This is a genomic window from Streptococcus sp. 20925_1_77 (assembly GCF_041432125.1).
Taxonomy (GTDB): domain Bacteria; phylum Bacillota; class Bacilli; order Lactobacillales; family Streptococcaceae; genus Streptococcus.
Genome location: NZ_JAPVZB010000020.1, coordinates 1 through 23,004 on the forward strand (window position 1 = coordinate 1; position 23,004 = coordinate 23,004).

General features: G+C 44.2%; 21 protein-coding genes. 2 read left to right on the plus strand and 19 right to left on the minus strand.

Annotated elements, in window-relative coordinates; translation table 11 throughout:
• Window positions 1-48: 48 nt before the first annotated feature.
• The 9 genes from O3626_RS09275 to O3626_RS09315 all read right to left on the minus strand — a co-directional run bounded on the left by O3626_RS09275 (window position 49) and on the right by O3626_RS09315 (window position 10,000).
• A complete protein-coding gene (locus O3626_RS09275; protein WP_371496535.1) occupies window positions 49-1,374 on the minus strand; it encodes an ATP-binding protein in 1,326 nt (441 codons plus the stop codon).
• Complete coding sequence (locus O3626_RS09280; RefSeq protein WP_070466194.1) at window positions 1,371-2,024, minus strand: response regulator transcription factor; 654 nt, start codon at window positions 2,022-2,024, stop codon at window positions 1,371-1,373. The genes O3626_RS09275 and O3626_RS09280 overlap by 4 nt, the downstream gene beginning before the upstream one ends.
• A gap of 72 nt (window positions 2,025-2,096) precedes the next feature.
• Complete coding sequence (locus tag O3626_RS09285; protein ID WP_371496537.1) at window positions 2,097-3,473, minus strand: ABC transporter permease; 1,377 nt, start codon at window positions 3,471-3,473, stop codon at window positions 2,097-2,099.
• Between the two features lie 12 nt (window positions 3,474-3,485).
• Window positions 3,486-4,127 (minus strand): ABC transporter ATP-binding protein, encoded by a 642-nt coding sequence (locus O3626_RS09290; RefSeq protein WP_371496539.1) that lies wholly within the window; start codon window positions 4,125-4,127, stop codon window positions 3,486-3,488.
• A 6-nt stretch (window positions 4,128-4,133) separates the two neighbouring features.
• On the minus strand, window positions 4,134-5,396 hold the full coding sequence (locus O3626_RS09295) for an ABC transporter permease (protein WP_371496541.1): 1,263 nt from the start codon (window positions 5,394-5,396) through the stop codon (window positions 4,134-4,136).
• A gap of 459 nt (window positions 5,397-5,855) precedes the next feature.
• The gene (locus O3626_RS09300) at window positions 5,856-6,494 is read right to left on the minus strand and encodes a YesL family protein (RefSeq protein WP_371496543.1); all 639 of its coding nucleotides are present in this window, start codon (window positions 6,492-6,494) and stop codon (window positions 5,856-5,858) included.
• Window positions 6,495-6,598: 104 nt separating this feature from the next.
• Complete coding sequence (locus tag O3626_RS09305) at window positions 6,599-8,161, minus strand: extracellular solute-binding protein (protein WP_024055800.1); 1,563 nt, start codon at window positions 8,159-8,161, stop codon at window positions 6,599-6,601.
• Between the two features lie 9 nt (window positions 8,162-8,170).
• On the minus strand, window positions 8,171-9,067 hold the full coding sequence (locus O3626_RS09310) for a carbohydrate ABC transporter permease (protein ID WP_024055801.1): 897 nt from the start codon (window positions 9,065-9,067) through the stop codon (window positions 8,171-8,173).
• Window positions 9,068-9,082: 15 nt separating this feature from the next.
• Entirely contained in the window at window positions 9,083-10,000 is a 918-nt protein-coding gene (locus O3626_RS09315) for a sugar ABC transporter permease (RefSeq protein ID WP_021153492.1), read from the minus strand.
• 195 nt (window positions 10,001-10,195) lie between these two features.
• Between O3626_RS09315 and O3626_RS09320 the strand changes: the two genes are divergently transcribed.
• Together O3626_RS09320 and O3626_RS09325 are read left to right on the plus strand one after the other, a co-directional pair.
• Complete coding sequence (locus O3626_RS09320) at window positions 10,196-11,863, plus strand: sensor histidine kinase (protein ID WP_371496546.1); 1,668 nt, start codon at window positions 10,196-10,198, stop codon at window positions 11,861-11,863.
• Window positions 11,844-13,388, plus strand: coding sequence for a helix-turn-helix domain-containing protein (locus O3626_RS09325; RefSeq protein ID WP_371496548.1), 1,545 nt, complete (start codon window positions 11,844-11,846; stop codon window positions 13,386-13,388). The genes O3626_RS09320 and O3626_RS09325 overlap by 20 nt, the downstream gene beginning before the upstream one ends.
• A gap of 43 nt (window positions 13,389-13,431) precedes the next feature.
• On the opposite strand, the gene O3626_RS09330 is transcribed toward O3626_RS09325, so the two are convergent.
• The 10 genes from O3626_RS09330 to rfbA form a co-directional block, all read right to left on the minus strand.
• Window positions 13,432-13,629, minus strand: coding sequence for a DUF3272 family protein (locus tag O3626_RS09330; RefSeq protein WP_371496550.1), 198 nt, complete (start codon window positions 13,627-13,629; stop codon window positions 13,432-13,434).
• A gap of 38 nt (window positions 13,630-13,667) precedes the next feature.
• A complete protein-coding gene (dnaX, locus tag O3626_RS09335; RefSeq protein ID WP_371496552.1) occupies window positions 13,668-15,344 on the minus strand; it encodes a DNA polymerase III subunit gamma/tau in 1,677 nt (558 codons plus the stop codon).
• Window positions 15,344-15,841, minus strand: coding sequence for a GAF domain-containing protein (locus O3626_RS09340; RefSeq protein WP_371496554.1), 498 nt, complete (start codon window positions 15,839-15,841; stop codon window positions 15,344-15,346). The genes dnaX and O3626_RS09340 overlap by 1 nt, the downstream gene beginning before the upstream one ends.
• Before the next feature lie 487 nt (window positions 15,842-16,328).
• Window positions 16,329-17,009, minus strand: coding sequence for a YoaK family protein (locus O3626_RS09345; RefSeq protein ID WP_371496556.1), 681 nt, complete (start codon window positions 17,007-17,009; stop codon window positions 16,329-16,331).
• A gap of 193 nt (window positions 17,010-17,202) precedes the next feature.
• Window positions 17,203-17,841 carry a uridine kinase gene (udk, locus tag O3626_RS09350; protein ID WP_003007856.1) on the minus strand — a complete coding sequence of 213 codons (639 nt, stop codon included), beginning with the start codon at window positions 17,839-17,841 and terminating at the stop codon, window positions 17,203-17,205.
• A 141-nt stretch (window positions 17,842-17,982) separates the two neighbouring features.
• Window positions 17,983-19,083: a hypothetical protein gene (locus O3626_RS09355; RefSeq protein ID WP_371496558.1), complete on the minus strand. Its 1,101-nt coding sequence runs from the start codon at window positions 19,081-19,083 to the stop codon at window positions 17,983-17,985.
• 112 nt (window positions 19,084-19,195) lie between these two features.
• Window positions 19,196-20,275 (minus strand): hypothetical protein, encoded by a 1,080-nt coding sequence (locus tag O3626_RS09360; RefSeq protein ID WP_371496560.1) that lies wholly within the window; start codon window positions 20,273-20,275, stop codon window positions 19,196-19,198.
• A gap of 125 nt (window positions 20,276-20,400) precedes the next feature.
• Window positions 20,401-21,447: a dTDP-glucose 4,6-dehydratase gene (gene rfbB / locus O3626_RS09365; protein ID WP_371496562.1), complete on the minus strand. Its 1,047-nt coding sequence runs from the start codon at window positions 21,445-21,447 to the stop codon at window positions 20,401-20,403.
• A 69-nt stretch (window positions 21,448-21,516) separates the two neighbouring features.
• Window positions 21,517-22,110: a dTDP-4-dehydrorhamnose 3,5-epimerase family protein gene (locus O3626_RS09370; protein ID WP_371496564.1), complete on the minus strand. Its 594-nt coding sequence runs from the start codon at window positions 22,108-22,110 to the stop codon at window positions 21,517-21,519.
• Window positions 22,110-22,979 (minus strand): glucose-1-phosphate thymidylyltransferase RfbA, encoded by an 870-nt coding sequence (rfbA, locus tag O3626_RS09375; RefSeq protein WP_371496567.1) that lies wholly within the window; start codon window positions 22,977-22,979, stop codon window positions 22,110-22,112. Before rfbA ends, O3626_RS09370 begins: the two co-directional genes overlap by 1 nt.
• Window positions 22,980-23,004 lie beyond the last annotated feature (25 nt).

A 23,004-nucleotide genomic window follows, 5' to 3' on the forward strand; every position in this document is an offset into this window, starting at 1 on the left:
ACAATCCAAAAATAATTGAGAGGCTAGGACTTTTGTCCCAGCCTCTTTTTATTCTTGAGGATCTTTAGGCAGTTCCATACAGAAGCGCAAGCCCATAGCCGTTTTATCAAATTGGTAGGCCAGTTCTTCATGGTCTAGCAAGTGTTGGACCACGAAGAGTCCCAAGCCGCCTTCCTTCTTCTGACGGCTAGCGGTCATTGGCATTTCAGCAGTCTCTACCATTTCTTGACTGGTATTTTCAACTGCCAAGTGCGTCCCTTCTTCTTCGAGACGGAGCTGGATCTCTCCACCGGCATCCGAATGCTTGACTGCATTGCTGATGACATTTGAGAGGACCAATTTCAGAATCGCTGGGTCCATATAGACTGGTTTGGCTGGAATCTGATTGTCAATCGTGAGCGCGCGGGAGTGAGCCAAGACTTTGTACTGGTCAAGGATCTGCTCTAAAACTTGATCCAGCTGGATCCACTCCTTGTCACCGGCCAATTCTTGGACAGAGGAGAGGGACAGGATTTCTAGGACGATCTGGTTCATCTCATCGACGATATCGAGGGAGACCGCCAGGTAGCGGTCCCGGTCCTTGTAGCGGCCGATCTTATCCCGCATATTTTCTAGGATAATCTTCAAGCTGGCCAGAGGCGTCTTGAGCTCATGCGAAGCCCCACGTAGGAATTCCACCTTCATCTGCTCCAACTTCAGATTTTCCTGTTTCTGCTGCTCTAGATTGTCGATTACCTCTAGGAGATGGTGATAGAGGTCGTTGATCTGTTGCTTGAGAACGCCAATCTCATCCTGCGAATGAATGGGAAGACTAGCTGTCCGATCCAGCCGTTTCATCCGCTTGGTCATCTGCTTGATCTCAAGGATCGGAGCAGAAATCAGGCGGGCATAGAGATAGGAGGCAATCAGTGACAGAACAAAGGAAGCGAGGAGACTATAGGGAAGAAAGCCCAGACTGATGTCCCGCGCTTCCTTTTGGGAATCGACAGTTGCTAAGAATTGCAAGGTCAAGTCCTTCCCCTCTTTAGTCTGGATCTTTCGCTCCTCAATGACCAGGGAATTGTTCTGGCTATCCGGGTTCAGGAGCAAGTCATCCTTGACCTCTAGGGCATTTTGTTTTTCCTTGCCCTTGATCGAGACCTTGATATCATTGGTCTTGGAATAAAGGTCAATGACCGACTCAATGGTCCCTTCTTCCTGGCCTTGAAAACTTTTGGCCAAGGCCTGTGATTTCTTCAAAATCGTCTGGCGCTGAGACTCGATATAGGTCGATGGGAAAATAAAGTAAACCGAAGCGTGTAGAAGGATGACTAAGCCACTAAATAGGGCAAAGGTGATCAGAAAGATCTTTGCAAAGATACTCCGTTTGGTCATGGTCTCTCCAATTTATAGCCGACATTGCGCACCGTAACGATACAGTCCAGCTCTAGTTTTTTTCGTAGTTCCTTGATATAGACATCGATCACCCGGTCAAAAGGAATCTCCTCTGTCTCCTTCCAGACGGCATCGAGGATCTGAGAGCGGGTCCGGGCCTTACCCTCATGCTGGAGCAAGTATTCCAAGATTTCCAACTCCTTGGCATTCATGGAGATGGCTTGCCCAGCTAGACTGGCTGTGTAGCTCTCAAAATCCACCCGTGCCTCTCCATAGGTGAAGATCCGTGAAGGCTGGAGCTTTTTAAAAATAGCTTCGATACGGACCTTCAAGAGGGACAAGGAAAAGGGTTTTTCCAGGTAGCCATCTGCCAACTCTCCAAAGGCTGTCAACTTATAGTCCTCATCATGGAAGGCCGTCAGCATGAGGACAGGAACCGAGCTGGTCTTCCGGATGGTCTTGAGCACTTCCAAGCCATTGAGGATAGGGAGCTGGATATCCAGCAAGACCAGATCTGGCGCCTCTCTGTGAAAGAGGTCCAGGGCCTCCTGCCCATCACCAGCTTCAAAGACCTCATAGCCACATTCCATGAGATAGTCGCTCATCCCTTCGCGAATCAGGACTTCATCTTCTACGATTAGTATCTTCATACACTTTCCTTTTATCTAAGAAACTTCTTCTACCTCCTATTATACCCTATTTCTATTTTAGGAAACAATCTCTTATTCGACATCCACCAAGAGATCTTTTGGTTTCTTATGCAAGAGCCATTGAGAAGAAAGGATGGATACGAGAATCAAGAGGAGGCCGCCAACCAAAACAATCACCAACAATTGGCTCGGTTGGATGTCCATATGGAGGTCTGTCAGGGTCTTACTGAAGCTTTCTGCCTCAGCTCCACCACCAAGGTTGGCTGCAGAGGATTCTTGAGCCATTTGTTTGGCAATGCCACTGGTTACGTTCTTGAGTACCGTATCTCCGACTGTTTTGGCAAGAAGTCCTGCAACTCCATAGGAGAGGAGGAAGGCGGGGATGGAAATCATGACCAATTCTGCCACGAATTGTCCCGCAATCTGTACCTTGGAGAGTCCCAAAGCCAGCAAGATCCCAACTTCTCTGCGACGGGCATTGAGCCACAAGACGAGGAGAAGGGTGAGAAGCAAGCTAGCAAAGATGAGGCTACCGATAAACAAGTAGTCCGCCACTTGGAACATGCTGCTGATGGATTTTTGCAAGGCTGGGTAGTTGGAAGAGCTCTTAACCAGGTCATAGAGGTTCCAGTCAATATCGAGTGCTTTGATTTTTTCGATCAAGGCATCCAGGTCCTGATCCCCTTTGGCAAAGAAGGTTGCATCCTCATAGGTAGCTGTTTGGACGGTATTGCCGTAGAGTTTGGCAGCTGTATCCAGGTCAGAAATGAGGGTATCTTCATACAATTCTTGGGCGTAAGTTAGAGGAGCTTGGTTCTTCCCTGAGAACAGACCCTTAATGGTCACTTCGACAGTTTCATTAGCCCCTTTTTCATTGTCAGCATCGTAGAGATTGGACTTGAGACGCACCTTATCGCCTACCTTGAGGCCATTCTTTTTCGCCAAATCTTCGTGCATGAGGATTTGGTTTTTATCCCTGTCTGTCAGATGCTCCCCTTGGACCAGCTTGTAGGCTCCAGAGACAAATTTATCTTCTTTTGAAGAATCATTGACCCCTGTCACCATCACGGTGTTTTTAAAGTATTTGGCCCGCTCTGGAGATTGATTCTGCAGGGTTTCTTCAGTCTCAATGATCTCGTGGTCTAGGATATCCGCGATGGCATTGATCCGCCTGATGGAGGAGGTGATCCCCTCTACCTGGCTGATTTTTTCGATATCTTCTCCTCTGAGATTTCCAGCTCCCCGAGGAGTTCCAGGATTGGTCCTGCGGTTGATCTGCATGGAGAAACTATTGGTGATGGATCCCAGGCTTTCCGATGAAGCTTGTTGGGTCGCTCCCTTCATAGAGAGTCCGATCAAGCTCAAGGTCCCCATGAGGAGAATGATGGCAAAGAGCAAGAGAGACTTGGGCCATTTACGTGTGATATAAGCAAAAGCATTGCGCAACATAGCATTCCCTCCTTACTTGCTCTTCTCAACGAGGCTACGGCGACTCAATTCCAAGACCACATCGGAGGCCTCTGCCACTTCCTTACTGTGGGTGACGACAATGACACATTTTTGGCGTTCCTTGGCCAACTTCTTCAAAATGGCAATGATGTCACCAGCTGTCTGTTCGTCAAGGTTTCCAGTCGGCTCATCCGCCAAGATGACAGGTGCTTCTGAAACGAGCGCACGCGCAATGGCCACCCGCTGTTGCTGCCCTCCAGATAGTTGCAGGACATTGCGTTTGATTTGCGTTTCGTCCAATCCCAACTCCAAGAGAATGTCTTTCCCAGCTTGTTTGTTGACCAGGCGGACATTTTCCAGTGGCGTCAAATAATCAATCAAATTGTAATTCTGAAAGACTAGGGAGACATGGTGCTTGCGGTGGTAGCTAGACCCTTTGGTCTGGATGTCCTCCCCATCAAAGAGAACCTGCCCCTTCTTGGGATTGTCCAGTCCAGCCAAGAGCGAGAGGAGGGTTGATTTCCCTGCTCCAGACTGACCGATAATGCTGTAAAATGTCCCATTTTTGAACTGATAGTTCACGTCTGAGAAGATCTCTTCTTGGTAACTTTGGTAGCTATAGGCTACATGTTTGAGTTCTAACATATGTGTCATTTCTCCTTAACTCATTTTTGTTAATATTTCTTTTGGGGTCTTGCGCCAGATCATGCTGGTCGTTACACCGAGCGACAGAAGGATCAAGCACAAGAGGCTAGCATAGGCAATTCCTAAGGAAAGGCCTTGAGGGATTTGGTTGAGCAAGTCTAGGGTCTGCTGTTGACCAGTCTGTCCGACAAACTGCTCTAAGAAACGATGGCTGACCATCCGCCCGATGAGAAAGGCTGGGATCAGTGCTAGTAAGGATACCAGCACCACTTCCAAGAGGAACTGTCTAAAGATCCGGCCCTTGCTCTTCCCAATGGATAAGAGGACGCCGATTTCGTGGATCCGCTCCCGTGTCCAGAGACTCAGTAAGAGCGATAGAGCACCCGCTCCCGTCACCAGGAGGACGATCATCATGATCCGTACCAGGCCTTCTAGGGTCTGAGAGGATTCTTTCATCTGGTCAAAGGCCTTGCGATCTTCGACCACACGCAGAGACTGCCAATCCAGATCCATGCTTTTGACTTGCTTCAAGAGGGCATCGATTTTCTCAGGATCTTTGACGCCAAAGGTGACCTGTGTCACTTCTTGCTGACTGAGACCAAGGAGCTTAGTCGCATCCTCATAAGAGAGGTAGACTTGGTTTTCACTCAGATCAGAGGTCATTCCTGTGAATTTTTCCTGTTTCTTACCTGAAAAGATCCCAACGATTTTAAAGGTTTGCTCTTTGGCAGGAGTCTCTCCCATCTGAAAGCTGGATAAGGTCAAGGAATCTCCGACCTTTAGCTTGTTCTTCTTAGCCAACTCTTGGTGGATCAAGATCTGTCCGCGAGCCTTGTCGGATAAGTGTTTGCCTTGCACCAGTTGGAAACTGCTACTCCGGAAATCCAGGTGATGGTCTGTCTTCTGAGTAAAGACAGCACCTAGCGCTTGCTTGGCTTCCTGACCCAGATCATCCCGCTCTACCGACTGCTGTCCCGTCACCGCTTCTTTACCAAGAATACGAACGGGACTTTCATATTGAGGAACCATGGATCCTACCCCAGCTAACTGCTGCACCTTTTCAGCTTCCTTCAGAGCAAAGGGAGTATCCCCCTGCTTACTGGTCAAGGCAAAGCTAGTCCCAGCCGACTGTTTGATATGGTCCTCCAGCCTTCCTCCCACTTGCATCAGTGAAAAACAGAAATACAAGCAAGAGAGAATTAAGAGGAGAATCAAAAAGAGAACTAGATTCCTCGTTCTTTTTCGAGAAATATAGGCGATTGCCTGTTGTAAGAGCATGATCTCACCCTCCATTTCAAGGTCCACGACAATACAATGTGGACGCTTTCATCATTTGTTGCTTTCATTATAGAGGAGAAATGTGAAATGTTTATGAAATAGAAAAAGTTTCCTAGATTTTCTAGGAAACTTCGGATTGAGAAAAAGTCACCAGAGAAACTTTCCTTAGGTGAGGACGGACGTCAGCGAACTTCTTCGAAGTTCCATGACTTAGTTTTGGACCTAAAGTTCCAAAACTCCCGAGTGCTAGAAACAATTATGTTTCTAGCACTTTTCTCACAGCAGAAAGTTTCAGCATATGTTTGAATAAGGTTAAAAGCCTATATCATTTATTCTTTTCAGCATCACTTAGTTTTTTAGAAAAAAAGTTGTGCTTCTTTCTATAGCTCCCTAGAAATATAGGAAACTTTATTCGATTTACATAAAATTTCGTAAAACATACGTCCCACTTGCTTGACCTTATTTTTCAAAGACTCCTCCTTCTTGGATCTTTGAAAAGATCTGATCGGTCAGTCGAACATTCAAGAAGCTCCAAAGAGCGAAACCTCCAAAGGTAAAGAGATAAATAGCTGTCAGTAACCGTTCAGGACTACTGAGACTGATATAAATCACTGCCAGATTGAAGAAGATAAGAAAGATGGTTTGAATAGGATTTAAGAGAGCAATGAGGAAACTATTCAGACAGACCTTTCTTGTAGGGTCTTCAAAGAGGCCAATATAAGGGAAGATCAAGGTCATCCCTCCACATAGAAGGACGATAAAGGGAAGCAAGATCCAAATCCCATACTCACTTAAAAAGGCCGTATTTGAAAAAAGACAGTAATCCAGATAAAGAAGGGCAGATAGTCCTAGGCAGGTCAGCCAAATCACCGTCGCTTGCTTGAAATTAGCTCGAAAGAGACGGAAAAAATGAAAGACGAGATCCGTATCTTCCCCTTTCAACAAGCGGTGCCACATGGTTGCTAAAGCCGTAAGCGATGCACCGATCGTGAGAATCGGAAGGCAGCAAACGATAAACAAGGTGTTCAAGATAATAATGTCTGTCAACCGGGTCAAAGTCTTGACCAAGCGTCCATCCAATGAAAATAATTTTTGCATCTTCTTCTCCTTGTTCTTCATCTCAATTTCTGCTACTTCCTCTAGGGAAGCACTCAGGGGCTCTACGCCCCTGAGTTACTTACTTGAATCCATTTAGACCCCTGTTACTTCACTTCTTTTTGGTAACGATCATAGGCATCCTGTTGAATCTTCATAAAGTCATCAATTCCCATCTTCTTCAAGGTTGCTTTGTAATCGTCCCAATCCTTTTCGACGCCCCCTTCGACTACCCATTTAGAAGCTTGTTGGGTAACATAGGAGTTGATATCGACATAAATAGAGGACAATTTGTTTAATTCTTCTTGAGAGTAGATGACATTTGGATATGCTGGCAAAGCGTATTGTTTCAATTCTTTGTCCATCTTCAATTTGAGCCCATCACCCTGTGTTTGGTCGATGTCGACATGACTATTGATATCATCTGACACATATTTTGGTCCAAAGTCACGAAGGGAATTAATCCAAGCCCATTCATCGGCAGATTTACCATCTTTTGGAGCCAAGACCTTGTACTTGTCACCATCTTTTTCAGTCGCAATGCCAAAGGATCCATAGAAGTTTTGGATGCTGGCATCATCCGTGTAGAATTTATCCAACCATTTGAGCAATTTTGCAGGGTCCTTGCACTTATTTGTGATCAGGATTTCATTGCGTCCATAGTTCAAATGATCTGGGTCAGAAATGACATATTGTTTGCCATCTGGGCCTTTCAATGCTGGGAGAGGAGCATATTCGCTGGCATGTTGGCCAAAGGTTGCATCTGCTGTCCAACCACTTGACACACCGACACGCGCTACACCCTTATCCATCCGTTTGGCAACAGACATGGAGGTATCTTCTGTAAAGAGTTCAGGGTCGATCAAGCCTTTCTTGTAGGCTTCATGCATCGCCGCTATCCCTTGTTTATAACTTTCTTCCGTCCGGAGGTAGACCGGTTTGCCATCTTTGACGGACATTTCATAGGTATTATCTCCACCCAGACGGTTGTTGAATGGCAAGATATAAGAGAAGGTCGGATCAAAGTTACCAGAGCCAAATGGAATTTCATCATTGACATCGCCATTACCATTGGCATCCTTGTCCTTGAAGGCTTGTAAAACAGTCACCAATTCATCATAGGTTTCCGGCATCTTCAAGCCAAGGTTGTCCAACCATTTCTTATTAATAAAGAGTTGGTTACCGACGATTGGCCGCATTGGCAATTTCTTAGGCAGACTGTAAATATGACCATCAGGGTTGGTCACCATGGCTTTTAATTTCGGTTCTTTTTCAAAGGCCTTGTTCAAGTTTGGCATATTATCCTTGATCAAGTCTTCCAATGGAATGAACATGTTTTGGTTCTGAGCAATTTCAGAATCCGTGAAGGCATTGGATCCCAAGAAAGCGTCTGGTAAATCTCCACTGGCAACAAGAACAGATTTCTTATCAGACCAGTCTGCAGCCACCATGGTATCCCATTTGATCTTGATACCCGATTCCTTGGCTGAATCATCTAGAAAACCTTTGTGATAGTCTTCCCCCCAATCCGACCAACGGACGGTCGTGATCTTGAAGGTATTTCCATCATTCTTGTCAGTGCTTGATTTATTTGTGGAAGCTCCACAAGCCGTCAAGCCAGCTAAAGCAGCTGCTCCAAGGAGCAAATAGGCAAATTTCCTGTTTTTCATGATCTTCTCCTATTCTTTCAAGGCCCCTATCATGACACCTTGATTAAAGTATTTTTGGACGAATGGATACAGCATCATAATCGGTGCTGTTGAGATAACGATGGCTGCATATTTCATCATATCAGCCTTAATACGGAGGTCAGAAGCTACCTCCCCTGTTGCTTGCGATTGCAACATTTGATTACTAATTAAGAGACGGCGCAGGATCAATTGCAGGGGTTGAAGATTTTCATTGGTCAAATAAATCAAGGCATTGAACCAAGAATTCCAGATCCCTACTGCTGTCCAAAGTCCAATAACGGCAATAATAGCCTTGGACAAGGGGAGCACGATCTTTCTGAAGTAATAAATGGTTCCGCAACCATCGATCTGGGCGGCTTCCCACATCCCTTCTGGAATACTATTGTTAAAGAAAGTGCGAGCTACAACGATATTGTAAGGAGATACTGCAAACGGTACGACCATCACCCAGAAGGTGTCGACCAAGCCCAATTGTTTCACTGTCAAATAAATGGGAATCAAGCCCCCAGAGACAAACATGGGAACGATAAAGAAGACACTGACCCATTTCTTAGCAAAGAGGTCCTTTCGCGACAAGGCGTAACCAGCCGGGATATTAATGACCAGGGCAACGATGGTCCCTACAACCGTGTAGAGGATGGTGTTGAGATAGCTCTTTAGAAATAAAGGTTGCTCAATCAAGCGTTGATAGCCGTCTAGTCGCCATTCCCTCGGGATAAACCAAACCTTACCAGTTGCCACATCAGATGGATTACTGAAGGAGGCAATAATGACAAACCACAAAGGGTAGACAATCAACAGAATCAAGCAAATCGCTAGACCATAGATAAAAACATCAAAGAGGATTTCCGACTTGGTCTTTCTAGCATGTTGAAACAATTTCACAATTCCTCCTCCTTTCTAGAACAATCCTGTCTTGGTATAGCGTTTCGCAAACCAGTTGACCGACAGTAAGATGATCAAGTTGACCAAGGTATTAAAGAGACCGATCGCTGTCGAATAACTATATTGAAAATTAATCATCCCCACTTTGTAGACATAGGTCGAAATGATTTCACTTCCTGCCAGATTGAGCGGATTTTGCAAGAGCAAGACCTTTTCAAAACCAACACTGAGTAGGCTTCCTGCTCTGAGAATCAAGAGAATCATCGCCGTTGGTAACAGTAAGGGTAAGTCAATATGACGGATTTTTTGCAATCGACTCGCCCCGTCCATAGTCGCTGCCTCATAAAAGGTTGGATCAATGGCCGATAGAGCGGCTAGATAGATGATACTATCCCAACCGATATGTTGCCAGACATCACTCCAGACATAGACACCTGCAAAGCTACCCGGTTTGGATAAGAGGGCAGGCATCTTTAAGCCGACCAATTTGAGGACATTGGCTAACAGTCCACTACTTGGAGAGAGAAAGAGAATAATCATCCCACACATGACCATGGTCGAGATAAAATGAGGCAAATAAGTCGTTACTTGAAAGATTTTTTTGAACTTGCCCACACGAATCTGGTTGCAAATGATGGCTAGAACAATCGGCAAGGGAAAACCAACCAGAATACTGTAAATAGAAATTTTCAAGGTATTCTTCATGGTTGTCGCAAATTGGAAGGATGAGAAGAACTGGTTAAAATACTTGAGACCAGCCCAAGGACTTCCAAATATCCCAGTAGCGGGAGAGTAATCTTTAAAAGCGATGACTAGACCCGCCATAGGGATATAGGCAAATAAAATCAATAAAATAATCGATGGTAGGAGCAGCACATATAAAGGAATATTTTTCTTAAATTTGCTCTGCTTCGCATTTACTTCGCTTTTCATAAGGCCCTCCTTTTCTTTCTCCTCTATTTTATAGGAATCCTTTCCATCTTTATAGAACTTTTTCGTGCATCTTCATTCACTTTTCCGTTTTCTCCACACAAAAACATGCACTTTCCCGATTTTTTTTACTTTACTATCGGTTTTGTTCATGAATCCGTTTTCAAATAGTGCTATAATATATGTGAGGTGCTCATTATGAAAGCTATTCACAGAAGTACACGAGATCACTCGATTCAATTTTTTTCGCGCCTACTCTTTCTCCTCTTAGTCGTCAATACCTTGATCAACCTTTTGATTGGTGGGATTAGCCGAAATTTTATTAAACACCAAAATATGCTCCATTTAGAGGACTCGATTCATATCTATGCGGATTCCTTAAATACAGAGCTTCACTCCGTTGAGCGTTTTATGTACAGTACTATCAGTCACAATGACTATTTGACAGAGCTCAATACCCCACTTGATTTCACAGATTTTCATGAAAATCTAAAAAAACTGCGGATTGATTTCACGGAGTTCCAGTACCAGATGGATAGCCCCATCACCTTTTTCATAGAGACAAGAGATATCCCCCATTTTTTCAATGCCTCCAGTCTTCAACTGCCCTACTTGGACTATGTACAATTGAAAGATCATCTTAAAACCTATGACAAAGAAACAGACAAGACCAATCAAAAATGGCAACGAATCAGCCTGAACCAGCATGATTATCTCTTAAAATCCCTCCATTACAAGGGCAAGACTATCTATGCCATCATTTCTACCCAGGATATTTTAAAACCCTTGCAAAAGCTCAATATTGGAAAAAAAGGACGCTTATCCATCGATCGCCCCAACCAGATCCATGCTACAGATTCCGTCATTCAAGCCGATAGCAATCAAACCCACCTGCCTTTTGATCTTTATGTGACGGTCGATTACGGGGACGTTTTCCGTACAAATATCGTACTGGAAACCCTTCTCTCCTTGGTCCCTTTGATCATCGCCGTTCTCTCTACCATTCTGATCCTTTATATTCGTCAACGGATGATCCAACCGATGAAACGACTCACCCAGCGTCTTTCTCAGCTAGATGCTGCTTCTACCAAGCTAGATGTGATCGAAGACCAAGGGATCTTAGAGATCGATCAAGCCAATCACAAGCTCAATCAGGTCCTGATCCATATGAAAGACCTTCAAATTCGAGCCTACCACGCGCAACTCAACCTCAAAAAAGTCGAACTCAATTACCTCAAAAATCAAGTCCGACCCCATTTTTACCTCAACATGCTTTCCATGATTCACAGCATGCTCCAAACCAAGGACTATAAGGAAATCGAGGAGTTGACCAAGGTGACTTCCAACTACTTGCGTCACCTTTTTCAGGCCAATCAAGATTTCAATCGCTTAGCAGATGAAATCCAACATATCCGAAATTACCTAGAGATCCAGAAAATCCGCTATGGCGACAGCATCCACTTTGACCTGGACTGGGATCCTCATCTGAAAGATGCGGCTATTCCCCCTCTGCTGTTACAAACCTTTGTGGAAAATGCCATCAAACACGGCTTTTCTTTCCAAGATTCCTTCCACATCCAGCTTTCTATTCATGAAGAAGCAAACCAACACCTTGCCATTTGCCTTCAGGATAATGGTCCTGGTTTTAGCTCCGCTATCTTACAAGATCTAGCAGAGAAAAAATCCTTAGTCACAGAAGATGGCCACCACATTGGTTTGACCAATGCACGGGAACGACTAGATCTCCTCTATCCAGATCACTACATGCTTCAATTTTCAAATGGAACCCAAGGAGGGGCCCGCATCCAACTGAGCCTTCCTTATGAACCCTACAAAGGAGACACACATGAATATCCTACTCGTTGACGATGATCGTTTTATCATTAAAGCCCTACAGGAAACCATCCATTGGGAAGCCTTGGGCATTGAGCAGGTATATACTGCCTCCAGTCTGAGCCAAGCCCAAGCCATCATTCAAAGTCACCCGATTGCCCTCATGATCAGTGATATCGAGATGCCACAAGGCAGTGGGTTAGATCTCCTAGCCTGGGTCCGGTCAGAAAAATATGACATTCAAACGATCTTCCTCACCAATTATGCTGATTTCAATTATGCCCAAAAAGCCATTGAACTCCAAAGTTTTGAATACTACCTCAAGCCGATTGACCCAGATCGTTTAGAATTTATCATTCAAAAAGCCCTCAATAAGATCAAGCGCCACAAGAGTGCGTCCCAATTAGCCCAGCAAGGACAAAAAGAAGCTGAATTTTGGCATGACTACTTGCGAAAACCACGTCCATCTCAAGCAGAACAGCTCCTTCAAGAAGTGACTAAACGGGGTTATAGCCCCAAACCACATGAAGACTACCTCTTAGTCCTCATCACTCTCCACTTAGTTGAAGAAGACTTTCACCCCAGCGTCCCTTCTTGGCGCTTGCAGCTCCGCCATTGTATCAAGGATCTCTCCCTGGATTTCCCTGTCCACTACTGCGCCCTCAGTAAAATCGAAAGCCAGACCGATCGCTACCTCTGCCTCTTCAAAAAGAATCAGACTACAGAGTGTGTAGACTTCCTAGAGGCTATCCAGCAGAAGATCCAGCAAGACTTAGACCGATCCTCTATCCTTCTCTATTCAGATGCTATTTCCCTTGAGACGCTCTTGATGAAGGCTCTGCAACTTTGCCAATACAGTGACGAACAAGTCTTCCATTGGGACAGTATCCACTCCTATGCTTCTTTGGCTACACAACCTCAAAAGCCTGCTCATCGGACATCGCTTACTTTTACAAATCAGCTAGAGACGGAACAGCTCCTCCAAATCATCCATAGCTTAGAGACTCAAGATCGCATCCCGCTCTCAGCTCTGAGTGAACTCCAGCTAGACTGGACCCAGCAAATTGGCATTTATCTGGACAAGAACGGCATTCTCGCCCACAAGTTATTTCAAAACAAACACCATCAATTTCTCTTCGAACGGCGGTTTCATGCCATCGAAGCTTTTGAAGCCTATATCGGGGATTACTGGAGCTCTGCTCACCATTATGTGATCGATCTAGAACACCAATCTAATCTCATCCAGCGGATCACCGACTACATCGACCACCATTACAAGGAGGATATCAGTCGCACTAAGCTGGCCGAAATGGTTTTTCTTAGTCCAGATCATCTAGCACGGGTGTTTAAGCGCGATACCGGCGAAACCCTGGTGAAATACATCACTGATAAACGGATGGCCGCCGCAAAAGAGATGCTATCGCAAAGCGATACTCCTATTTACCAAGTTGCCCTCCAGGTGGGCTATGACAACTACTCCTACTTTACAAAGGCTTTTAAACAAAAGGTCGGCCTCTCCCCAGGAGATTACCGCAAGCAATGCCAAGAAGCCTTTTAAAACAAGAAAAAAACCTTTGAAAAAGAATTTCTTTTCAAAGGTTTTATTTTCTTTTCTTTCTGATTTCTTTTTCAATGGCACTAGCAATCTTCTCCACCATATAGGCCGTCTGGAGATTGCGCAAGATCAAGAGGGCCCAAAAACATGCAAAGAGCATTTGACCCGCCATGGTCGCTTCATTGAAAAAATAAGTCTCCATAGCAGTAAAGACTGCTATCACTGCAAATTGTTTTGTATTCATATCATTATTTTACCATGATTCGGTAAAAAATTCATGTATTAATCGTCTTGAAGGGTAATTTTATCGGATAGGAAGGTAAATTCCTCAGGGATGACGCTTTCCTCTTCTTCCACCACTTCGGCTTTTTGTCCACGCGCCTTAGCCGAAAACTCTGCCCGTATTTGGGTCCATTCTTCCATCGAAACCGCTAAAATCTCTGGTGAGAAGCCAGCAGCATTGCTGAGGATATTTCCAAACATGGTATTGAGGTTGTCCCGCTTCATGGTCTGTTCGGCATTAAAGGCAGACTCAAAGGCTAAAATAGCGTGATTTTCATTGGCAGCGACCGGCTGAGATCCGATTAAGAGGGCCTTATCTGCACCTGCCAAGCTTTCGATGATTTCCCCCCATGCATTCTGGAGGCGGATCAAGTTGGTTCGAGCCAGTTCTGGGTTTTCGACTGCCTCTTGTAAAATCGCGTTGACCTTGTTGCGATCTGCTCGGTAGCCTTTACTAGATTTGGTTGGACGAGCTACTGCTGGTTTTGAAGCAGGAAGACTGCTACCTGATTGCGCTAACTGTTGCTTGAGTTGAGCGACTTCCTTCTTCAAATCTTCCAGCTGAGCTAGCAGATTGGAAGGAACCTCCACTGCAGCTGACTTAGAAACTTGGCCTGTGCTTTCAGCCAATTTAATGGTCATCATTTCAGTGTAGATGCGCGGTTGCAGACTATTTTTGATATCCGCTAGACTGGTCGTCGCCTGGTCAATCAGGGCAAAAAGACGGTCTTGATCGGATTCAAGATTCGCCGCAAACAAGTCACTAGCGTGAGTGTTTTCTCCTCCTGTCTGGACAATCAAGAGATCTCTCAGGTATTGAAGTAAGTCCGTGGCGAAACGGGCCATATTCTTTCCGTTGTCAAAGATAATCGCCAGCTGGTCCAGCGCCGCTGTCGCATCATGAGCCAGGATGGCAGCCACGTACTGATCGAGCGCAGCTAGACTGATGGAGCCTGTAATCTCTTCGGCGATTGCTGTCGTCAACTCACTACCCGCAGTCAGACTCAGGGCTTGGTCTAAAATGGACAAAGCATCCCGCATCCCACCTTCAGCGCGCCGTGCGATGATCTGAACAGCATCTGCTTCATAGGCAATCCCTTCAGTAGCTAGGATATTTTCCAAATGCTGGACGATATCTGGCAGTTTGATGGATTTGAATTCAAATCGTTGCACCCGTGACAAAATGGTCGCAGGAATCTTGTGTAACTCCGTTGTTGCGAGGATAAAAACTACATTTTCCGTCGGCTCTTCCAGCGTCTTCAACAGGGCATTAAAAGCCCCTGTCGAGAGCATGTGGACCTCATCGATAATGTAGACTTTGTGCTTGGCTAGACTTGGAGCATAGGTCGACTTGTCGCGAATATCGCGAATTTCATCGACCCCATTGTTAGAGGCTGCATCGATCTCGATAACATCTTCAAGACTCCCATTGGTAATGGATTCACAGATATAGCATTCGTTACACGGCTCCCCATTGACTTGATTGGGACAGTTCATGGCCTTAGCAAAGATCTTGGCCACACTGGTTTTCCCAGTTCCACGAGGTCCAGAAAAGAGATAGGCATGGCTGATCTTGTCCTGCTCGACGGCCTGCCTCAAAGTCCGTGCCACCACTTGCTGGCCAACCAATTGACCAAAGGTCTGGCTACGGTATTTCCGATATAAAGCTTGATACATTAGTTCTTAACTCCAAACATCTTAAAGTCCCAGTTTGTCTTTTCGATCAAGAGAGCGACAAACTCTTCCAAATACTCTTGATCCAGCTGATCGTAGTCAGAGACGCATTCTGAGTCCAGGTCTAATACCCCAAGGAGCTGACCGTCCTTGACCATAGGTACCACAATTTCACTCATGGCCCGGCTATCACAGGAAATATAGTTAGCATGTTGGCGCACATCATCGACAATCATGGTTTCCTGCTTTTGAGCTGCTTCTCCACAGACACCCTTTCCAAGTGCGATGTGGACACAAGAGACGCCACCCTGAAAGGGTCCCAAGATTAATTCCGTTTGGTCATACAAATAAAAACCCGCAAAGACAGAACGAGGCAGGGCTTGATTTAAGAGAGCACTGGCGTTAGACAAATTGGCCAAGGCATTGCTTTCACCTGTTAAGAGAGCGTCTAACTGTGCCAGTAAAAGTTGGTATTGTGATTCTTTTTCCGAATGTTTCATACCTTCCATTATACCAAATCTTTGCCCAAAAATTAAGCTTCAAACAGCGAAAGAAAAGAGAGTGGGACAGAAATCGGTCATTCGTTAGAATTCGATTTCGTCGCCCCACCTCCTCACAGTTGAGTAGGGCTGTAAAAAGCTGATGAAATCAGCGTAGTAGAGCCCACTCAACCACTGCGTCTTGCTCGACAATCCAAAGATAATGGAGAGGCTAGGACTTTTGTCCCAGCCTCTGGAATATAGATAAACTAATTTTTAGTAAAATAACTTAAGCGATTCTGAAAAGAGATAAAATCGAGGTCTCATTAATTTAAATTGATAAAGAATATACTAAACTTTCCGCTGTGAGAAAAGTGCCTGAAGCTTAACTGCTTCAGGCACACGGAATTATTGAGACCTTAGGCTCAATAATTAGTCATGGAACTTCTTAAAAGAAGTTCGCTGACGTCCGCACTCACCTAAGGAAAGTTTTTTATGATACCTTTATCTATTCATGCAGCCGATTGAAGTGAAAGACTTCAAAATATTGAATGGCCCGGTAGATTAAAAAGATGGTCAAGATGATGGCCACCAGCCAAATCGTCTTTAATCCATAAAACTGGATCAAGTAGGTCGAAAAAATGGCCCCACAGACGAAACTCCCGATCAAGCAGGTCATAAAGATGGCTTCCCAGAGGAATTTCATCTCCCTGTCTCTAACAAAATTTCCATAAGCTACCATGGTTTTCTTGAGATTTCCAGTCATAAAAGAGTGGTTGTAGGCATAGCCATCTACTTCTCCAAATGAGGTCGCTACGATTCCTAAACTCAGGCTAAAAAAAGGCACGATGAAGACATTTTTTACCGATGCTGGTAAAAATCCCGTCACCAAGGTCGTGAGGATAAAGGGCACCAGGGTACTCAAGCGCCAGACTGAATTGTCAATCAAGCGACGTAAAACCGTCATCAAAAAGATTCCCAGCATAAAGGCCAGCATCGTGGCTAACTTCACTTCTACATCTGAAATCTGCTGGCCAATCAAACCAACCGATAGAAAGACCACATTTCCCGTCTGGCCTGCCGCCAAGGTCCCACCCCGACAAATAAAGGTATAAGCATCTGAAAAACCAGCACACATGGTCAATAAACAAGCGAACGCCTTGGTCCGCGAATGAAACTCCCTTTTCATTTCCATTCTCCTTAGGAAAAAGAGGGAGTGATACAGAACGTTCCCAAACGTCACGAGTACCACCCCCGCAAGACTGATCCAGAAGTCTTCCAAGCTTAAATAGCAAAGGAAGAGTCCTCATCAACTACTGCCACATTCCGTCACTCCTCATATCCATAGACACTTGGAGATCACTTGCCCTCTTTCTCCTATTTTATTTTCCCTCACGCGCTTCGTTGAGGATTTTTTCAATCTTGGTTGTGATCAAGTCAATCGCTACCGTGTTGGTTACTCCTTCAGGAATAATCACGTCCGCATAGCGCTTGGTTGGCTCAATGAACTGATGGTACATGGGCTTCACCACTCCAAGGTACTGCTCAATAACGCTATCGAGACTCCGTCCACGCTCCTCCATATCGCGCTTGATCCGGCGAATGATCCGAACATCATCATCTGTATCAACGAAAATCTTGATGTCCATCAAGTCTCGAAGGCGCTTGTCTTCAAGGACTAAGATTCCTTCCACGATGAAAACATCTTGGGGCTCCTGACGATAGGTCTTGCTACTGCGCGTATGCTCTGCATAGTCATAAGTTGGGATATCCACCGGACGACCTGCCAAGAGTTCATTGATCTGCGCAATCATCAAGTCCGTATCAAAGGCAAAAGGATGGTCATAGTTGGTTTTGATCCGCTCCTCAAAGGTCAAATGACTCTGGTCCTTGTAATAAGAATCATGCTCAATCATAGCAATCTTTTCATTCGGAAAATTAGCCAAAATGGCACGAGACACACTGGTCTTTCCACCACCAGAACCACCAGTAACACCAATAATAATAGGTCTATTTTGCATTTTCTACTCCATTACCTCTAATCGCTTGAAAAGGTCCTAACCTCTCCACTACATCTTATCCATTTTACCATATTTTTGCCTAGACTTGAATCATTTTTTCCGATGAAATTTAGAGCAGAAAAGGACCTTGCGGTCCTTTCATTATTTCACTTTTTCTAATTTTGCGGCAAATTCATTACCACCACGTAAGACGAGTATATTCTTTCCACCGTTTACAGGTACGAAACAATAATTTGAATTAGCTTGTATATAGACTTCCTTAGCGCTCTTCACTTGATAACCTTGTGATTTCACCGCTTCTTGAATTACTTCAAATGTGTGTTCGATCTCTTCTTTAGAAGTCGTGTCTCCATCATACTTTTCTGAATCAGCTAGAGAATAGAATGCGTAAGCCTTGCTATCGTAATACTTATCACTAATAATTCCGTGATCTGAAATCTGAACAGTTGTATTACTTCCTTCTGTCACATTCTTCCATTTTCCAACCATGGCCTTTGGTGTTTCAACCTTGTGATAGACTAAATTATCTTCAAAGTTTCCTTTGTATGACTTATAAGTTTTCAAGTCGAATAAATCATTTCTTAAAATAATATTGCTTCCGTCTTTTTGGAGCAAGTTATAACGTGTGTTCCCACCAGACTTAATAACAACTATTTCTGTCGTCTTCAGGTTAAATTTCTTATCGACATCCGCAAGTGAATGCAAGTCAGATGCATTCAACAAAGAAAGTGCTGTATTAAATTCTTTTTTCGCTTCATTGCCCTTGAGAACCTTTTTGATGGTCTCATCGCCATTGACTCTTTGTTTCTTTCCGCTTAGTTCATAAGTGACCGGACTTGAATCCGTATCTCGCAACCAAACGCCATCTACACTTGGTCCACCTGAAAAGAAAAAGAACCAAGCAAAAGCAATCACTGCGACAAGTCCTCCAACTGCGCCCCCAATCTGTGCTTGTTTATTGAATTTTTTCGGTCTTGGAACAGGTTGCAAGGTTTTCGCAGATGGTTGTGGTTGGACAAATGCTGTCTTCTCTTGTGAAAGTGGTGCGCTAGGTGCAACAGGTTCTTCTTGAGCAGGTGCCTGCGCTTCAGTTGCTGGAGCTGGTGCCTCAGTTGTTGGAGTCGGCGCTTCTTTGCGCTCTACGACAAACTCCCCTTTTTCACGCGCTTCTTGAAATTCTTGCATACTTGGCTTGCGACCATTGACCGCTTCAAAGTATTCAACCCAATCGTTTTGATTCATAATATCCCCCTTATTGATTCATCATAAAAACTAATCATAGTATACCACAAATCAATGGTATATTTTGTGATTTTCAGAAAATAAAAGAAAAGGACCTTCCGGTCCTTCTGAATTAGTTCACTTTTTCCAATTTTTCAAATAAGTGATAGTCTTCTGTGAAAACAAGAACTGTCTTTCCTCCATTTACAGGGATATAATAAAAATCAGATCCTAGTTGCTTGTACACGTCTTTCATACTATTTAACTGATAATCTTGAGAATCCACCGCATCTTGAAGATCTTCATATACCTCTTTCACTTTGTCAGCTGTCTTTTCCTGATCAAACTTAGTTGAAGGCATCTTTTGGAGCTCTTCTAGGGTATAAAAAGCCGTACCTTCGCTGCTATCAAATTCACTATAAGTAAGAATTCCACGATCATTTAATTCAAGATAATTGGTTTCATCGTCATAAGAACGTTCAATTTTCCATTTCCCAACTAACACTTTAGGAATTTCTGTCTTGTGAAAAATAGTATTTTTCTTAAAGCTCTCTGAATGATCACTATAGGTCACCAAATCCATCAAGTCATTAGCTAAAATCACATTGGTCCCATTGCTTTGGAGTAGATTATAAACAAGCCCATGCTCGTCTTTGATGATGACAACTTCCCTCGTGTGGAGGTCAAATTTCCTATCAACATCAGCTAAGGTTTTCAGCTTGGAGTAGTTTAACTGGTTTAAAGCTTTCTGAAACTCTTGACTCGCTTCCTTCCCCTTATAAACTTTTTCAATCTTATACTTACCATTAGATCGTGGCTCTTCTTGATTTAATTCATAAACTACTGCTGTTGAATCTGCAGGTCCAACCCAAATTCCTTCCAAACTTGGAGTCGGTTGGAAGAAAAAGAAGTAAGCCAGTACAATAACGGCTAGTATTCCCACACCTGATAGAACCCATTTTGTTTGCTTATTCCATTTCACACTAAAATGTTTGAAAGCTGGAACCTCAGGCCTTGACTCAACTTGTGACGCCATTTGAACCTTCTCACTCTTCTCTGGTGAGGCAACTGCTGATGGAACTTGTGCTTCATTAACGGTCTCTTTTCGTTCCACTACAAACTCGCCATTCGCTCGTGCATTTTGAAACTCTTGCAGACTCGGCTTCCGGTTATGGAGTGCTTCAAAATAGTCAACCCAATCTTTTTGATTCATCTATTCCTCCTAATCGATAAATGTTTTCAAACTGATCCTATTATACCATACATGGAAGATCCCTCACTCATTTTCAGAAAATAAAAGAAAAAAGTCCAAGTAGTTTTCCACTTGGACTTTCTTCCTTATTTCAAAACTTTTTGTGTTTTCGCGTAGTTGGCTTCTACAGCTTCTTTTTCAGCCTTCCACCAATCTTGGTGGTCTGTATACCACTTGATAGTGTCTTCCAAACCTGCTTCGAAGTTTGTGAATTGTGGTTTCCAACCCAATTCTTCACGCAATTTTGTTGAATCAATGGCGTAACGCAAATCGTGACCAGCACGGTCTGTTACACGGTCGTAAGCATCTTTTGGTTGACCCATTTTTTCAAGGATGAGTTCAAGCACTTCCTTGTTGTTCTTTTCACCGTCAGCACCGATCAAGTAAGTTTCACCGATACGGCCCTTGGTAAGGATGGCCCAAACACCAGTTGAGTGGTCGTTGGTGTGGATCCAGTCACGAACGTTCTTCCCTTCACCATATAGTTTTGGTTTGATACCAGACAAGATATTGGTGATTTGACGTGGGATGAACTTCTCGATGTGTTGGTATGGACCATAGTTGTTTGAACAGTTTGAAATGGTTGCCTTAACACCGAAGGAACGAACCCAAGCCTTCACAATCAAGTCTGAAGCAGCCTTGGTTGATGAATAAGGGGATGATGGGTTGTATTTGGTTTCAGCAGTGAATTTTTCACCAGGACCTTCCCCATGTCCAGGAAGATCTTCACGCAATGGAAGGTCCCCATAGACTTCGTCTGTTGACACGTGGTGGAAACGAATATCGTACTTGCGAGCCGCTTCCAAAAGTGTGTAGGTACCAATGAAGTTGGTGTGGATAAATGGTGATGGGTCGTTCAAGGAGTTGTCATTGTGGCTTTCAGCCGCATAGTGAACAATCGCATCTGCCTTAGCAGCTAATTGGTCCACCAAGGCTGCGTCAGCAATGTCACCCACAACCAATTCAACACGATCCCCAAGGATTTCTTCAATGTTAGCACGGTTACCAGCGTAAGTGAGTTTGTCAAGGACAGTCACATGTACATCTGGATGATTGTTGTAGACATAGTGTACGAAGTTTGAACCGATGAAACCAGCGCCACCGGTTACGATGATATTTTTGTATTCTGACATTTTTTCTCCAAATAGTTTTTAGTTTTGATTGTTCCTTGTAGTCGCGATACTGCTATGCAAGGTTCATTTTTACAAATCCTCTGGTTTGAGGGGTTTAACGTCTTTGAGTAATGGGTGATTCTTGTCAGCTTCTGAAACTTCTGCTTCTTCCAAGTTTTCCCATTGGATGTCTAGGCTTGGGTCTGCGTAATTAACAAATGCATATTTTGGCTTGAGCTCCAATGCCCAGTAGTCATTGACTAAGTAAGTATAAGCCACTTTATCCGTCAAAACTTGGAATCCATTGGCAACGCCACGAGGGACAAAAATTCCTTTAGAAGCATCGATCACAGTTTGGTAGGTGTTCCCAAAGGTCTCACCTTCACGAAGGTCTACCCAAGTACCGAGAACCTTTCCTTCATCTGCTACAGAGATGTACTTATCCCAAGGTTCTGCATGCAAACCACGCAAGACATGCTTGCGAGAGAAAGACACATTGTTTTGCAACTTGCCTTCCGCAAAGAAGCTTTCTGGAAAACCAAGAGGAAGCATCTTCTCTTTTTGGAAGTTTTCCTTGAACCAACCACGGTTGTCCCCACGAACTGGAATATCAAACTCCAACAAACCAGGAATCGCTTCAATCTTGCGGGCTGCTAATTCTTTCTCGAAAAATTGTTCTGTCATTAAGCTTCTCCAATCAAACGGAGCAAATATTGTCCGTATTCGTTTTTCTTCAGAGGTTGAGCCAATTCATAGACTTGCTCTTTAGTAATATAGCCCATACGATAGGCGATTTCCTCAAGGTTAGCTACTTGGACATTCTGAAGACGTTGAACAGTCTCGATATATTGAGAAGCCTGCAAGAGACTTTCATGAGTTCCTGTATCCAACCAAGCAAAGCCACGGCCCATGAGCTCGACAGAGAGATCTCCACGCTCCAAATAAGCCTTGTTAACATCGGTGATTTCGAGCTCTCCACGAGGACTTGGTTTGATGTTTTTGGCAATCTCTACTACATCATTGTCATAGAAGTAAAGACCAGTCACCGCAAAGTTTGATTTCGGATGTTCTGGTTTTTCTTCGATAGAGATGGCATTCATATCCGCATCAAACTCTACCACACCAAAACGTTCTGGATCTTTAACTTGGTAACCAAAGACAGTCGCGCCTTTTTCTTTCGCTTCCGCCCGTTGCAACATCTTTGTCAAGCCATTTCCGTGGAAGATATTATCTCCAAGAACGAGGGCAACATGATCATCCCCAATAAATTCTTCTCCAATGATGAAAGCTTGCGCCAAACCATCTGGACTTGGTTGCTCTGCATAAGAGAGAGAAATTCCAAGTTCAGAGCCATCTCCAAGAAGCTCTTCAAAACGAGGAAGGTCTTGAGGCGTCGAGATGATCAGGATATCTTTGATCCCAGCCAACATAAGGGTTGACAGCGGATAGTAGATCATTGGTTTGTCATAAATGGGCATCAACTGCTTAGAAGCCGCACGTGTCAATGGATACAAGCGAGTTCCTGAGCCCCCTGCTAAAATAATACCTTTCATAATGTTAGGCCTTTCTACGTAGTCA

Coding starts and splice junctions, on each gene's coding strand:
- udk (WP_003007856.1), bottom strand. CDS start 17,841: ATGCAAAATAGACCTATTATTATTGGTGTTACTGGTGGTTCTGGTGGT.
- O3626_RS09355 (WP_371496558.1), bottom strand. CDS start 19,083: ATGAATCAAAACGATTGGGTTGAATACTTTGAAGCGGTCAATGGTCGC.
- O3626_RS09340 (WP_371496554.1), bottom strand. CDS start 15,841: ATGAAACATTCGGAAAAAGAATCACAATACCAACTTTTACTGGCACAG.
- rfbB (WP_371496562.1), bottom strand. CDS start 21,447: ATGTCAGAATACAAAAATATCATCGTAACCGGTGGCGCTGGTTTCATC.
- O3626_RS09345 (WP_371496556.1), bottom strand. CDS start 17,009: ATGAAAAGGGAGTTTCATTCGCGGACCAAGGCGTTCGCTTGTTTATTG.
- O3626_RS09330 (WP_371496550.1), bottom strand. CDS start 13,629: ATGAATACAAAACAATTTGCAGTGATAGCAGTCTTTACTGCTATGGAG.
- O3626_RS09370 (WP_371496564.1), bottom strand. CDS start 22,110: ATGACAGAACAATTTTTCGAGAAAGAATTAGCAGCCCGCAAGATTGAA.
- O3626_RS09360 (WP_371496560.1), bottom strand. CDS start 20,275: ATGAATCAAAAAGATTGGGTTGACTATTTTGAAGCACTCCATAACCGG.
- O3626_RS09285 (WP_371496537.1), bottom strand. CDS start 3,473: ATGTTGCGCAATGCTTTTGCTTATATCACACGTAAATGGCCCAAGTCT.
- O3626_RS09280 (WP_070466194.1), bottom strand. CDS start 2,024: ATGAAGATACTAATCGTAGAAGATGAAGTCCTGATTCGCGAAGGGATG.
- O3626_RS09320 (WP_371496546.1), top strand. CDS start 10,196: ATGAAAGCTATTCACAGAAGTACACGAGATCACTCGATTCAATTTTTT.
- rfbA (WP_371496567.1), bottom strand. CDS start 22,979: ATGAAAGGTATTATTTTAGCAGGGGGCTCAGGAACTCGCTTGTATCCA.
- O3626_RS09295 (WP_371496541.1), bottom strand. CDS start 5,396: ATGCTCTTACAACAGGCAATCGCCTATATTTCTCGAAAAAGAACGAGG.
- O3626_RS09315 (WP_021153492.1), bottom strand. CDS start 10,000: ATGAAAAGCGAAGTAAATGCGAAGCAGAGCAAATTTAAGAAAAATATT.
- O3626_RS09325 (WP_371496548.1), top strand. CDS start 11,844: ATGAATATCCTACTCGTTGACGATGATCGTTTTATCATTAAAGCCCTA.
- O3626_RS09290 (WP_371496539.1), bottom strand. CDS start 4,127: ATGACACATATGTTAGAACTCAAACATGTAGCCTATAGCTACCAAAGT.
- O3626_RS09300 (WP_371496543.1), bottom strand. CDS start 6,494: ATGCAAAAATTATTTTCATTGGATGGACGCTTGGTCAAGACTTTGACC.
- dnaX (WP_371496552.1), bottom strand. CDS start 15,344: ATGTATCAAGCTTTATATCGGAAATACCGTAGCCAGACCTTTGGTCAA.
- O3626_RS09305 (WP_024055800.1), bottom strand. CDS start 8,161: ATGAAAAACAGGAAATTTGCCTATTTGCTCCTTGGAGCAGCTGCTTTA.
- O3626_RS09275 (WP_371496535.1), bottom strand. CDS start 1,374: ATGACCAAACGGAGTATCTTTGCAAAGATCTTTCTGATCACCTTTGCC.